Raw genomic sequence first — 14,651 nt, 5'->3', positions numbered from 1 at the left:
GTGTAGCGCAGCGCGTCGAGCGTGCCGCGGCGGGTCAGCTCGCGGTGCCAGCCGGCGAGCGCGCCGACCAGCTCCGGCAGCGGGCGGGGGCGACCGGCGTCGTCGAGGCCGAGGTTGCGGGCGAGGGCGTGATGGTCGGCCGCGTCGACCGCCGCCCAGAAGGCCGCCTCGGCCGGCCCGGCGACGCCGCCGGCCGGGTGCCCGCCGGCCGTCGGGCCGCTGTTCGCCTCGTCGGGCAGCCAGTACCGGCGCCGGTCGAACGCGTACGGCGGCGGGCTCGTCGGCTCCGGCCGCCAGGGGCGGAACGCCGCCGGCCAGTCGACGGCCGCACCGGCGACGAACGCCTCGGCCAGCGCGGTGAGGAACCGGTCCAGGCCGCCCTCGCCGCGGCGCAGCGTCCCGACCACGCCGACCGGGGCCGGGGCCGGGCCGTCCGCCAGCGTGTCCTCGATCGCGGCCGTGAGCACCGGGTGCGGGCTGATCTCGACGAGCACCCGGTGCCCGCCCGCCACCAGGTGCCGGGTCGCCTCCGCGAAGCGGACCGGCTCGCGCAGGTTGCGCGCCCAGTAGGCGGCGTCCAGCGCGGCGCCGTCGACGACCTCGCCGGTCACGGTGGAGAGCAGCGGCACCTCGCCAGTGCGCGGGACCAAAGGGGCCAGCGCGGCGATCAGCTCATCCAGGAGCACGTCGACGTACGGCGAGTGCGAGGCGTAGGACGTCGGGAGCCGCCGGGCACGGTGGCCGGCGGCCTCGGCCGCCGCCAGCAGGCCCTCCGCCGCGTCGACGTCGCCCGAGACGAGGAAGGACCGTGGGCTGTTCATCACGCTGACGAACAGCCGGCCGGGCCACGGCGCGGCCAGCGCGGCGACCTCGTCCGCCGACGCGGCCACCGACACCATCATTCCGCTGCCGACGAGGGAGGTCGCGATCCGGCTGCGCGCCGCGATGGCGCGGGCGGCGTCGTCCAGGCTCAGCGCCCCGCCGACGGCGGCCGCGGTGATCTCGCCCTGGCTGTGGCCGACGAGCGTGGCGGCCCGGACGCCGTGAGCGCGCCAGAGCGCTGCCAGCCCGACCAGGACGGCGAACAGCGCCGGCTGGACGACGTCGACCCGGTCCAGCGACGGCGCGCCCGGTCGGCCGCGCAGCACGTCCTCGAGGTCCCAGTCGACGTGCGGCGCGAGCGCGGCGCGGCAGGCCTCGATGCGCTCGGCGAAGACCGGCGAGGCGTCCAGCAGCTCGCGGGCCATCTCGTCCCACTGCGACCCCTGCCCGGGGAACACGAAGGCCACCGGGACGGCGCCGCGGGCCTGGCCGCGCCGAAGCCGGGGGTGCTCGTCGCCCGCGAGCAGCGCGTCGACCGCCTCGGACAGCTCGTCGGCCGTCGCGGCCATGATCACGGCGCGGTGCTCGAAGGAGGCCCGGGTCCTGGCGAGCGCGTGCGCGAGGTCGAGCGGGCGACGGCCCGGCCCGAGCGCCCGGGCGGCGGCGCGGATCTGGTCGGCCTGCGTCGCGAGGGCGGCCGCGGTGGGCGCGGTGACGACCCACGGCACGACCGGCGCCGCGCCCGCCGGCGGCACGGACGCCTCAGCCCGCCCGGCTGGCTTGGCGGCCGGCTGGCTCGCCTCGGCCAGGTCGTCCCGCCCGCCCGGCTCGGTCAGGCCGCCCGGCTCGGTCAGGCCGCCCGGCTCGGTCAGGCCGCCCGGCTCGGCCGGCTCGCCGGCGCGGGCGGCCGCCGGCGCCTCCTCCAGGACGAGGTGGGCGTTGGTGCCGCTGATCCCGAACGAGGAGACGCCGGCCCGGCGGGGCCGGTCACGCCGTTCCCACCGCCGGGCCTCGGTGAGCAGGCGGACCGCGCCCGCGTCCCACTTCACCAGCCGGCTGGGGGTGTCGACGTGCAGCGTCGGCGGCAGCGTGCCGTGCCGCATCGCCTGCACCATCTTGATGACACCGCCGACGCCGGCCGCCGCCTGCGTGTGGCCGACGTTCGACTTCAGCGAGCCCAGCCACAGCGGCGCCCCGTCGTCCCGCTCACGGCCGTAGGTCGCCAGCAGGGCTCCGGCCTCGATGGGGTCGCCGAGCCGGGTGCCGGTGCCGTGCGCCTCGACCGCGTCGATCTGGTCGGCGGTCAGCCGCGCGGCGGCCAGCGCGGCCCGGATGACCCGCTCCTGGGACGGGCCGTTGGGCGCGGTCAGCCCGTTGCTGGCGCCGTCGGAGTTGATCGCGCTGCCCCGGAGGACGGCGAGGACCGGGTGGCCGGCCCGTTGTGCCGTCGACAGCCGCTCCAGCAGCAGGAGGCCGGCGCCCTCGGCGAAGTTGGTGCCGTCGGCCGCGTCGGCGAAGGCCTTGCACCGCCCGTCCGGGGCGAGCCCGCGCTGGCGGCTGAACTCGACGAGGGCCCGCGGGGTCGAGAGGATTGTCGCTCCGCCGGCGAGCGCGGCCGAGCACTCGCCCCGGCGCAGCGACTCGACGGCCAGGTGGATCGCCACCAGCGAGGACGAGCAGGCGGTGTCGACGCTGAGCGCCGGCCCCTCCAGCCCGAGCAGGTACGCCAGCCGGCCGGAGGCCACCGACGTGGTGTTGCCGGTGAGGACGTAGCCCTCCACCTGGCCAACGGGAGCGTGCCGGCAGGGGACGTAGTCCTGCGAGATCACTCCGGTGAACACCCCGACCCGCTCGCCCCGCAGGCTGGCGACCTCGATGGCGGCCGACTCGACCGTCTCCCAGGCGACCTCCAGCAGCAGCCGCTGCTGCGGGTCCATCGCCAGCGCTTCCCGCGGCGGGATGCCGAAGAACTCCGCGTCGAAACCGGTGGCGGGGACGAAGCCGCCCCGCCGGACGTAGCTGGTACCTGTCCGGTCCGGGTCCGGGTGGAACAGCTCGTCGAGGTCCCAGCCGCGGTCGACGGGCAGCTCGCCGACCCCGTCCCGCCCGGTGGAGACCAGGTCCCACAGCTCGTCGGGCGAGCCGACGCCGCCCGGGTAGCGGCAGCCCATGCCGACGATCGCGATCGGCTCCTCGGAGTCCTCGGTCAGCTCGCGCAGGCGCCGCCGGGCCTGGCGCAGGTCGGTGGTCGCGCGGCGCAGGTAGTCGCGCAGCCGGTCCTCCTGGGCTGTGTCCTGCTCCATGACGGTGTCAGCTCCCGCGTTCTGGACCCGCGTGCGCGACCCGCCCGCGGCGCCGGGGGACGAGGCCCGGACGGCGCGCGTCGGCGTCGGTCACTTCGGGTCGAGCAGTGGATGGGTGGTCGGGGGGCAGCGATGGTCGCAGGGCGGCGATGAGACGGCCGGCCGGCGGCGGTCAGCCGGGCTCAGCCGATGCCGAGCTCGGTGTCGAGGGCCTCGAACAGTTCGTCGTCGGTCGCGGTGAGCAGGTCGCCGTCGGTCCGGGCGTCCGGCACGCCGCCGAGCCCCGCCGCGCCGTGCGCGCCGTCCGCGGCGGCGCCGCGCGCCGAGCCCGAGCCCCGCGCCAGGTCGTCCCACTTCCAGAGCAGGCCGCGCAGCCGATCGGTGATCCGGTCGCGGCCGTCCGGGTCGGTGACCGCCGCCCGCAGCGCCGCCTCCAGCCGGTCGATCTCCGCCAGGACCGTCGGCCGCGCGGCCTGCGCGGGCGCGAGCACGGTGTCGAGGTGCCGCCCGAGCGCCGCCGGCGTCGGATGGTCGAACACCAGGCTGCCGGGCAGGCTCAGCCCGGTCGCCGTCTCGATCCGGTTGCGCAGCTCCAGGGCGGTCAGCGAGTCGAAGCCGAGGTCCCGGAACGCCCGGTCGGCCGCCAGGTCCGCCGCGCCGCCGTGGCCGAGGACGACGGCGGCCTCGGCCACGACCAGGTCGAGCAGGATCGCCGGCCGCTCGGCCATGTTCGCGGCGGCCAGCCGGGCCGCCAAGGCGGCGCCGGCGCGGCCCGGGCCGGTGGGCGACCGGCGGGCGACCGGCCGGCGGGAACGCGCCTGGCCTCCGGCAAGCTCGCGCAGGATCGCCGGCGGGCGCGACCCGAGCGTGGACCGGTCCAGCGCGGCCGCGACGAGCAGCGGGTCGTCCGCGTCGAGCGCCGCGTCGAACAGGCGCAGCGCCTCGGCGGCAGTCAGGCCGGCGGACGTCCGGCCGATGCGGGCCCGGTCGGCGGCACCCAGGCCGGCGGTCATCGCGCTGGTCTCGGCCCACAGCCCGTAGGCGATCGACAGGCCGGGCAGGCCGAGCGCCCTACGGTGGGCGGCGAGCGCGTCCAGGAAGGTGTTGGCCGCCGCGTAGTTCGCCTGACCCGGCGCGCCGGTCACGCCGGCCGCGGAGGAGAACAGGACGAACGCCGACAGGGACGCCGACCGGGTCGCCTGGTGCAGCGCCCACGCCGCGTCGACCTTGGCCCGCAGCACCGGGCGCAGCCGCTGGGGGCCCAGGGCGGTGACCATGCCGTCGTCGAGGACGCCCGCGACGTGGATGACGGCCCGCAGCGGCCGTTCGGCGGGGATCGCGGCCAGCGCCGCGGCTAGCGCGGCCCGGTCGGCGACGTCGACGGCGACCACCGTCGCCTGGGCGCCGAGCGCCGCCAGTTCGGCGACCAGCTCGCCGGCGCCCGGCGCCGCCGGCCCGCTGCGGCTGGCGAGCAGCAGATGGCGCGCGCCGCGTGCGGTGACGAGGTGGCGTGCGACGAGGCGGCCGAGCGTGCCGGTCCCGCCGGTCACCAGGATCGTGCCGGGCTCGTCGACGGTCTCCGGCAGCGTGAGCACCACCTTGCCGACGTGCCGGGCCTGGCTGAGGTGCCGGAAGGCGTCGCCCGCCCGGCGGACGTCCCAGGTGGTGACCGGCAGCGGAGGCAGGACGCCCCGGGCAAACAGGTCCACCAGCTCGGCCAGCATCTCGGCGATCCGGTCCTCGCCCGCCTCCATCAGGTCGAACGCGCGGTACGCGACGCCGGGGTGGGCCGCGGCGACCGTGGCCGGGTCGCGGATGTCGGTCTTGCCCATCTCCAGAAACCGCCCGCCGCGGGGCAGCAGGCGCAGGGACGCGTCGACGAACTCCCGCGCCAGCGAGTCGAGGACGACGTCGACGCCCTCGCCCCCTGTCGCGGCGAGGAACGTCTCGGCGAAGCCGACGTCGCGGGAGGACGCGATCCGGTCGTCGGCCAGGCCCAGCGCGCGCAGGGTCGGCCACTTCGGCCGGCTGGCGGTGCCGAAGGCGTCGACCCCCCAGTGCCGCGCCAGCGCCACCGCCGCCATCCCGACCCCGCCGGTCGCCGCGTGCACCAGCAGGCGCTCGCCGGCCCGCAGGTCGGCCAGGTCGCGCAGCCCGTACCAGGCGGTCAGGTAGACGGTCGGCACGGCGGCGGCCTGGGCGAAGGACCAGCCCGCCGGCATCGGGACGATCAGGCGGCGGTCGGTGACGGCGACCGGGCCGATCCCGGCCGGGAACATGCCCATCACCCGCTGCCCGGGGTGGATGCCGATGACGCCCGGACCGACCTCCTCGACGGTGCCGGCCCCCTCACCGCCGATCGGCGCGTCTCCCGGGTACATGCCCAGGGCGATCAGCACGTCGCGGAAGTTCAGGCCGGCCGCGCGCATCCGGACCCGGACCATGCCGGCGGCCAGCGGCTCGGCGACCTCCGGGCAGGGCCGCAGGACCAGGTTCTCCAGGGTCCCGCGGCCGGTGGAGTCGAGCCGCCACGGCCCGGCCGGAGGCGGCACGAGCCGGCCGGCGCCGGCGGCCGGCACCGGCGCCAGCCGGGGCACCCGGCGCGCGCCGGCCCGGATCGTGACCCGCGGGTCGTCCCCGGCCAGCAGCGCGGGCAGCTGCCCGGCCAGGCCGGCCGGGTCGTCGGTGTCGACCAGCAGGAAACGGCCGGGGTTCTCGGACTGGGCGGAGGCGACCAGGCCCCAGACCACCGCCCCGGCCAGGTCTCCGACCGGGTCGTGCTCGGCCGCGGCGACCGCACCGGAGGTGACGACCACCAGCGGGGCGCGCCCGGCCGGCCTGACCAGCCAGCCCTGGATGGCCGCCAGCACCCCCTCGGCCCGGGCCGCCGCGGCGACGTCGACGGCCTGGCCGACGGGTCCTTCGGCCGGGTCCGCCGGTCCGGACGGCTCGGGCGGGGCCGAAGCGTCGCCCGCGCCGGTCCGGGGCCGGGCGTCGAGGATGACCAGCTCCGCAGGGTCTCCGGCCGGCAGGTCGCGAAGCTCGTCCGCGTCCCGCAGCACGACGGCGCCGGCGGGCACAGCCAGACCGGACCGGAGCGTGGTGGGCTCGCCCGGGGCGGAGGTGACGTCCGGGCCGGTAGCGGCGTCTTGGTCGGTGACGGCGTCTTGGTCGGACGTTCGCCAGGCGACGCGGAACAGGCCCTCGTCGTCGGCGGGCGCCAGCACGTCCGCGGACAGCTCCCGGACCTCGAGCGCGTCGACGACCGCGACCGGCACGCCGGCGGCGTCGTACAGGCGCAGGGCCGCGGTGTTCCCGTCCCGCCAGGAGATCCGGGCGCGCAGGGCGGTCGCGCCGGCGGCCAGGAGGGTGACGCCCGACCAGCGGAACGGCAGCTTGACCGGAGCGCCCGGGGCAGGCTCGCCGACGGCCAGGCCGAGGACGTGCAGGGTGGCGTCGAGGAGGGTGGGGTGCAGGGTGAAGCCGGTGGCGCCGCCTGTCTCGGGGGCCCGGTCGGGGTGCAGCTCGACGGTGGCGTACAGGTCGTCGGCCGTGCCTGCTCCCGCGTCCGCGGAGTTCGGGAGGCGCCAGGCGTGGGTGAGCCGGGCGAACGCCGGGCCGTAGTCCAGGCCCAGGCGGCTCAGGTGCGGGTAAAGGCCGTCGGTGTCGAGCGGGGTCGCGCCGGCCGGTGGCCAGACGCCGGCCAGCGGCTCGACGTCCGGGGGCTCCTCGGCGCCGACCGTGCCGATCGCGTGCCGGGTCCAGCCCTCGGCCGGGCGCGGATCGCCGCCGGCCGGCCGGGAGTGGATGCTCACCGACCGGACGTCGTTCCCCGAACCGTCCTCGTCGTCCTGGCCGGAGATGTCGCCGGCGGGGCCGACGCGGATCTGGACCAGCACAGACCCGACCTCCGGCACCACGAGCGGGCTCTCCAGGACCAGCTCCCGCATGTGCCCGGCGCCGACCTGGTCACCGGCGTACACGGCCAGCTCGACCAGAGCCGCCCCGGGCACCAGCACCCGGCCCTGCACCTGATGGTCACCAAGCCACGGATGGCTGCCCAGACCGATCCGGCCGGTCAGCAACACCTCGCCACCATCCGCCACCGGAACGACCGCATCGAGCAACGGATGCTCCGCCTCGACCAGACTCGACCCGGCCACACCCGACCCACCCACGTCGCCATCGAGCCAGAACCGCTCCCGGGCGAAGGCATAGGTCGGCAGCGCCACCCGCTCCGCCGAGGCCGGGCCGGCGAGACGCCTCCAGTCCACCTCCACGCCGTCGCTGAACAGATCACCCAGCGCCCGCAGCACCGCCACGGCCTCGTCGCGGCCACGCCGGCAGGCCGCGACGGCGACCGTGGGCGCGGGCGCGGGCGTCGCCGTGGCCGCGCTGGCCGCAGGACCCGCCGCGGAACCGCCCAGCGCCTCGCGAACCATCGGGGTCAGGGCGGCGTCCGGACCGATCTCCAGGAAGCGCCGCGCGCCGGCCTCTCGCGCGGCGTCGACCCCGTCCGCGAACCGCACCGCGGACCGGACCTGGCGCACCCAGTAGTCCGGTTCGAGGATCTCCGCGCCCGCCAGCGTGCCCGTCACGTTCGACACCAACGGCACTGACGGCGGCCGCAAGTCGATCTCTCGGACGACCTCGGCGAACTCGCCCAGAACATCGTCCATGTGCGCCGAGTGAAAGGCGTGGCTCACTCGCAGCCGGCGCACCGGCCGACCCGCCGACCGCCACTCCTTCTCGATCTCCTCGACGACGTCCGCGTCCCCCGAGACGACGACCGAGGACGGCCCGTTCACCGCCGCCAGGTCCACACCGGTCCGGTCCCCCAACACCGTCGCCATCTCCGCCTCCGACGCCCCGACCGCGAGCATCAGCCCACCCGGCCGGGCCGCCTGCATCAGCCGCCCCCGCGCCGCCACCAGCCGACATCCCTCGGCCAGACCGAAAACACCCGCCACCTGCGCCGCCGCCAGCTCCCCCACCGAATGGCCCATGACCACGTCCGGCACCACCCCGAACTCCGCCAACAACCGCGCCAACGCGACCTCGAACGCGAACAAGGCCGGCTGGGTATACGCGGTGGCGTCGATGTCGCCGGCCGTCCCGGCCAGCACCTCGCTGACAGGCGCTCCCATCCACCCAGAAAGACCGTCCGCCACCTCCGCCAGCGCCTCCCGAAACACCGGGAAACACTCCGCCAGGCGGACCCCCATCCCCGCCCGCTGCGCACCCTGGCCCGAGAACACGAAACCCACGCCACCCGGCGTACCGGCCACGCCCGGAACCACCGAGCCGGCGGCGAAGGTGTCCAGACCCGACAGCAGCTCGTCGCGGGACACACCGACCGCCACCAGTCGGTGGTCGAAGGACGACCGAGCCAGCAACGCCGCCGCGACATCACGGTCCGGGAGCGCCGCGCCGCCATTCCGCAGGAACTCCGCGCATCTGCCGGCCTGACCGGCGAGAGCGGCCGCCGAACGAGCAGACAGCACCAAGGGCACCGGGACGCCGGCCGCTGCGCTGGTCACCTCCGCCCCCTCCGCCAAGCGGGCGTCGGTAGGCGGCTGCTCGGCCGCGGCAGGCTCGACCGGCGGCGGCTCGGAAACGATGACGTGGGCGTTCGTGCCGCTGACCCCGAACGACGACACGCCCGCCCGCCGAGGCCGCCCCGCGTTCTCCGGCCAGGAACGGGCCGCCGTCACCAGCTCGACCGCGCCCGACTCCCACTCCACGTGCGACGACGGCGCGTCCACGTGCAACGACCGCGGGACGATCCCGTGCCGCATCGCCAACACCATCTTGATGACCCCGGCCACCCCGGCCGCCGCCTGAGAATGACCGATGTTCGACTTCACCGAACCCAACAACAACGGCCCACCCACCGGCCGGTCCCGACCATAGGTCGCCAGCAACGCACCCGCCTCAATCGGATCCCCCAACGTCGTCCCCGTCCCGTGCCCCTCCACCACATCCACATCGACACCCGACAACCCGGCCGACACCAACGCCGCCCGGATCACCCGCTCCTGCGACGGACCATTCGGCGCTGACAGCCGGCTGCTGGCCCCGTCCTGGTTCACCGCCGAGCCGGCGACGACGGCCAACACGTCGTGGCCGTTCCGCCGGGCATCCGACAGTCGCTCCAGCACCAGCAGCCCGCAGCCCTCGCCCCACGCCACGCCGTCGGCCGCATCCGCGAAGGGCTTGCATCGCCCATCCGGCGCCAGACCCCGCTGCCGAGAGAACTCCACGAAAGCACCCGGCGTCGACATCACCGTGACGCCGCCGGCGACCGCGAGCGAACATTCTCCGGCCCGCAGCGAACCCGCCGCCAGATGCAACGCCACCAGCGACGACGAACACGCCGTGTCCACCGTCACCGCCGGACCCTCGAAACCAAACGTATACGACACCCGACCCGACGCCACACTGCCGGCACTGCCGCCGCCGAGATAGCCCTCGATCTCCTCGGGCGGCCGGCGGACCCGTTCGGCGTAGTCGTGGTACATCACGCCGGCGAAGACGCCGGTGGCGCTGCCGCGCAGCGACTGGGGGTCCAGGTCGGCGTTCTCGAAAGCCTCCCACGCGGTCTCCAGCAGCAGCCGTTGCTGCGGGTCCATCGCCAGCGCCTCACGCGGCGAGATGCCGAAGAACTCCGCGTCGAAGTCGGCCGCGTGGTGGAGGAAGCCGCCTTCCCGGGTGTAGGTCTTTCCGCTGGCGCCCGGGTCCGGGTCGTAGATCTCCTCGACCGGCCAGCCGCGGTCGGTCGGAAATTCCGTGACGGCGTCGGTCTCGGCCATCACCAGGTCCCACAGGTCGCCGGGTGACCCGACCCCGCCCGGATACCGGCAGGCCATCCCGATGATGGCGACCGGTTCGCGGGACGCGTATTCCAGGTCGCGAACGCGGGCGCGAGCCTGGGCCAGGTCCCGGGTCGCGCGCTTTAGATAGTCCCGGAGCTTGTCCTCGTTCACCATCTGATATCCGCTTCCTAGCGTCCCTCGATACGGGCGCCGGTCGTCAGGAGAGTCCGAGCTCCCGGTCGAGAACATCGAAGAGCTCGTCGTCGTCGGCGAGCGAGATACGTTCGGAGAGATCGGGGCCGGGCGGAGCCGATGATTCGTTCTCGGCCACCAGTTGCCGCAGGATTCCCGTCAGCCGGCCGGCGAGGTCGGACCGCGCGTCGTCATTTGCGATGATGGAGGGGAGCTTCGATTCCAGTGTAGCGATTTCGGCATGAAAGGAAACCCGAACGCGACCCAGCTCACCGTCGAGACTGTTCCGAAGATAGCCCGCGAGAGTCACCGCGGTCGGATGGTCGAATGTGACGGTCTTCGGCAGCTTCAATCCGGTCGCGGCGCTGAGCCGGTTACGGAGCTCGACCGCGGTCAACGAGTCGAGCCCGAGATCGAGGAACCCGCGGTCGACCGGGACCGTCCGCGGATCGGCGTGCCCCAGCACGCCGGCGACGTGGTCGCGGACGACGTCGAGGACCACCCGGCCGCGTTCGTCCTCGGGCAGTTCCCGCAGCCGGGCCGGCAGCGAGGTCGGCCCCGGGGGGGACGGCGCGCGCTGGCTGACGATCCGCCGGGCGGGCGCCGTCACCGGGATCAGCCCGTGCAGCAGCGGCGGCACGGCGCCATCCTGGTTGGCGAGCGCCGCCGGATCCAGGCGGAGCGCGACGAGCGCCGGCGCTCCGATCCGCGCCGACGCGGCGAGCATGGCCATCCCGTCCGCCGGCTCGATCGGCGCGAGCCCGGCCCGCGCCAGGCGGGCGCGGTCGGCCCGGCCCAGGCGGCCGGTCATCCCGTCGGTGCCGGCCCACAGTCCCCAGGCCAGCGCGAGCGCCGGCTGGCCGGCGGCGCGACGGCGCGCGGCGAGGGCGTCCAGGAACGCGTTCGCCGCCGCGTAGTTGGCCTGGCCCGGGCCGCCCAGGACGCCGGCCGCCGACGAGAACAGCACGAACTCCGACAGGTCGAGCCCGGCGGTGAGCTCGTGCAGGTGCCAGGCCGCGTCGACCTTCGGCCGCAGCGCGGTGTCGAGGTCGGCCGGGGTGAGCTTCTCCAGCGTCGCGTCCGCCAGGACGCCGGCGGTGTGGATCACGCCGGTCAGCGGCGGCCAGCCCGCCGGGAGCGCGGTCACGAGAGCGGCGAGCGCCGGGCGGTCCGCGACGTCGCAGGCCACGACGTGCACCCGGGCACCGAGCGCCGCCAGCTCGTCAACCAGCTCGGCCGCCCCGGCGGCGGCCGGGCCGCGCCGGCTGGCGAGGACCAGGTGCAGGACGCCCCGGTCGGCGACAAGATGGCGGGCGACGTGGGCACCCAGCGCGCCCATCCCGGTCAGCAGGTAGGTGCCGGCGGCGCCGTCGGGCAAAGCGCCGGCGGCGCGGAGTCCGGCGTCGGCCGGCGCGAGCGCCGGGGTGAGCGTCGGAGTGAGGACGACGCCGTCGCGCACCGCGGTCTGCGCCGCGCCCGACCCGATGGCCGCCGCCGCGGCGGCCACGGCGGCCGGCGCAGACGTCCCGTCCCTGTCGAGCAGCGCGAAGCGGCCTGGGTGCTCCGACTGCGCCGACCTGACCAGGCCCCACACGGCGGCCCCCGCCAGGTCGTCAACCCGGTCCGCCGGCCCGGCCTGGACGGCGGACCGGGTGAGCAGCGCCAGGGTGGACGAGGCGAACCGGTCGTCGGCGGCCCAGCGGCGCAGGACGGCGAGGACGTCGCCGGTGAGCGCGCGCACGGCCGCCGGAGTCGCGCCCGTATCCGGCCCGGCGCCACTCACCGGGAGCACCACGAGGGGCGGCACGGCCTGGTCACCGGCTGCCAGGTCGTTCCAGCTGACCGCCGCCTCGCCGGGCCAGCGGCAGCCGGCGTCGGGGCCGTCCGGCCCGAGCGGGACGAGCAGCAGCGGCGACTCGCCCGGATCGGCGCCGAACGGGTCGGCCAACGGGGCCCAGCTGACCCGGTACAGACCGCCGGCGGCGCCCGCCGCCGGCGCCGGTCCGGCCAGCTCCGCCGCGCTGGCCGCGCGGACGTCGAGGCGGTCCACCCGGGCGACCGGGGTGCCCCGGTCGTCCGTCAGGTCGACGGCGATCGCGTCCGGGCCGAGGTCGCGCAGCCGGACCCGCAGGGTCGTCGCGCCCGCCGCCAGCACCGCGACGCCGGACCAGGCGACCGGCAGCCGGACCCGGTCCGGGCCGCCGGCGGCGTCCTCGGCCGGGTCGAAGCCGAAGGCGAGCGGGTGCAGGGTGGCGTCGAGGAGGGTGGGGTGCAGGGTGAAGCCGGTGGCGCCGCCTGTCTCGGGGGTCCGGTCGGGGTGCAGCTCGACGGTGGCGTAGAGGTCGTGGGCGGTGCCATCGGGGTTGGGGGCGCGCCAGGCGTGGGTGAGCCGGGCGAACGCGGGGCCGTAGTCGAGACCCAGCCCGCCCAGGTGTGAATAGAGTCCGTCGACGTCGAGCGGGGTCGCTTCGGCCGGTGGCCAGGCGCCTGTCTGCGGCTCGGCGGCCGGGGCCTCGTCGGCGCTGACCGTGCCGACGGCGTGCCGGGTCCAGCCCTCGGCCGAGCGCGGATCGCCGCCCGCCGGCCGGGAGTGGATGCTCACCGACCGGACACCGTTCCCCGATCCGACCTCGTCGTCCTGACCAGGAAGGTCCCCGGCCGGGCCGACGCGGATCTGGAGCAGCAGCGACCCAACCTCCGGCACCACCAGCGGACTCTCCAAGACCAGCTCCCGCACATGCCCGGCACCGACCTGGTCACCGGCGTGCACCACCAGCTCGACCAGCGCCGCCCCCGCCACCAACACCCGACCGTGCACCCGGTGGTCGCCAAGCCACGGATAGCTACCCAGACCGATCCGGCCGGCCAGCAGCACCTCACCCCCGTCCGCCACCGACACCACGGCCCCCAGCAGCGGGTGCTCCGCCTCGGCCAACCCCGGCCCGGCCACACCCGACCCAGCCACATCGCCATCGAGCCAGAACCGCTCCCGATCGAACGCATACGTCGGCAGCGCCACCCGCTCCGCCGACGCCGGCCCGACAACACGCCCCCAATCCACCTCCACCCCATCCGTGAACAGCTCCCCCAACACCCGCAACACCGTCACACCCTCGTCACGACCCCGCCGACACGCCGCTACCGCGACCGCGGCCGAACCGTCGAAGGCCTCCTGGACCATCGGGGTCAGCGCGGCGTCCGGTCCGATCTCGACGAAGCGCCGCACGCCGGCGTCCCGCGCGGCCGTCACCCCGTCACCGAACCGCACCGCCGACCGGACCTGACGCACCCAGTAATCCGCTTCGAGGATCTCCGCACCCGCCAGAGCGCCCGTCACGTTCGACACCAGCGGCACCGACGGCTCCCGAAGGTCGACCGTCCGAACGACCTCCGCGAACTCGCCCAGCACCCCGTCCATATGCGCCGAATGAAACGCGTGGCTCACCCGCAGCCGCCGCACCGGCCGACCCGCCGACCGCCACAGCACCTCGATCTCCTCCACCGCGCCCGCGTCCCCCGAGACGACGACCGAGCTCGGCCCGTTCACCGCGGCCAGGCCCACACCGGCCCGACCCGCCAAAACAGGCTCCATCTCCGACTCGGACGCGCTGACGGCGAGCATCAACCCACCCGCCCGCGCCGCCTGCATCAGGTGACCGCGGGCCGCCACCAAACGACACCCGTCGTCCAGTCCGAAAACCCCTGCGACATGGGCAGCGGCCAACTCACCGACGGAATGGCCGACCACCACATCCGGCACCACCCCGAAGTCCGCCAGCAACCGCGCCAACGCCACCTCGAACGCGAACAGCACCGGCTGCGTATACACCGTCACGTCGATGTCCCCGGCCGTCCCCGCCAGTACCTCCCCGACCGGCACGTCCACCAGCCCGGAGAAGCCGGCCGCCACCTCCGCCAGCGCCTCCCGGAACACCGGAAAACAGTCCGCCAGGCGCACCCCCATCCCCACCCGCTGCGCACCCTGACCCGAGAACACGAAACCCACCCCACCCGTGGCCGGCGAGCTGCCCGTCGCCCCGGGAGCCGCCAGCCGGCCCAGCTCCGCCAGCAGCTCCTCCCGCGACGCCCCGACGGCCACCGCCCGGCGATCGAAGCCGGTCCGGGTATGGACCAGCGCGTTCGCCACCCCGGCCAGCGGCAGGTCGGCCCGGTCGGCGACATGCGACCGGAGGCGCGCCGCCTGGCCGCGCAGTGCGGCGTCGCTCGCCGCGGAAAGCACGAGCGCCACCGGCGCGGCCGCCGCCGGGCCCTGCGGGAGCCGCGCCGGCACGGTCGACGTGAGCCGCGCCGGGCCCTGCGCGGGCGAGGCGGGCGTCGGCTCGGTGCCGGCCGGGGTGGGGTCCGGGCCGGCGATGATGACGTGCGCGTTGGTCCCGCTGATCCCGAACGACGACACGCCCGCCCGGCGCGGCCGCTCGCCCCGGGGCCAGGGCCGGGCCTCGGTCACCAGCTCGACCGCCCCGGACTCCCACTCCACATGTGAGGACGGCGCGTCCAC

3 protein-coding genes are annotated in these 14,651 nt (G+C 76.0%); all 3 read right to left on the bottom strand.

Annotated elements, in window-relative coordinates:
• The coding region (locus tag BCD48_RS51250) for a type I polyketide synthase (RefSeq protein WP_157910498.1) at window positions 1-3,125 on the bottom strand (3,125 nt) is incomplete at its 3' end.
• A gap of 182 nt (window positions 3,126-3,307) precedes the next feature.
• Window positions 3,308-10,114 (bottom strand): type I polyketide synthase, encoded by a 6,807-nt coding sequence (locus BCD48_RS54885; protein WP_071048881.1) that lies wholly within the window; start codon window positions 10,112-10,114, stop codon window positions 3,308-3,310.
• Window positions 10,115-10,157: 43 nt separating this feature from the next.
• On the bottom strand, window positions 10,158-14,651 hold a 4,494-nt coding region (locus BCD48_RS14405), incomplete at its 5' end, for a type I polyketide synthase (RefSeq protein WP_131803988.1).

The sequence above is a fragment of the Pseudofrankia coriaricola genome, from assembly GCF_001854805.1.
Classification (GTDB): domain Bacteria; phylum Actinomycetota; class Actinomycetes; order Frankiales; family Frankiaceae; genus Pseudofrankia.
The sequence above is the reverse complement of the archived record's forward strand: the minus strand, read 5'-3'. Positions and strand labels throughout refer to the sequence as shown.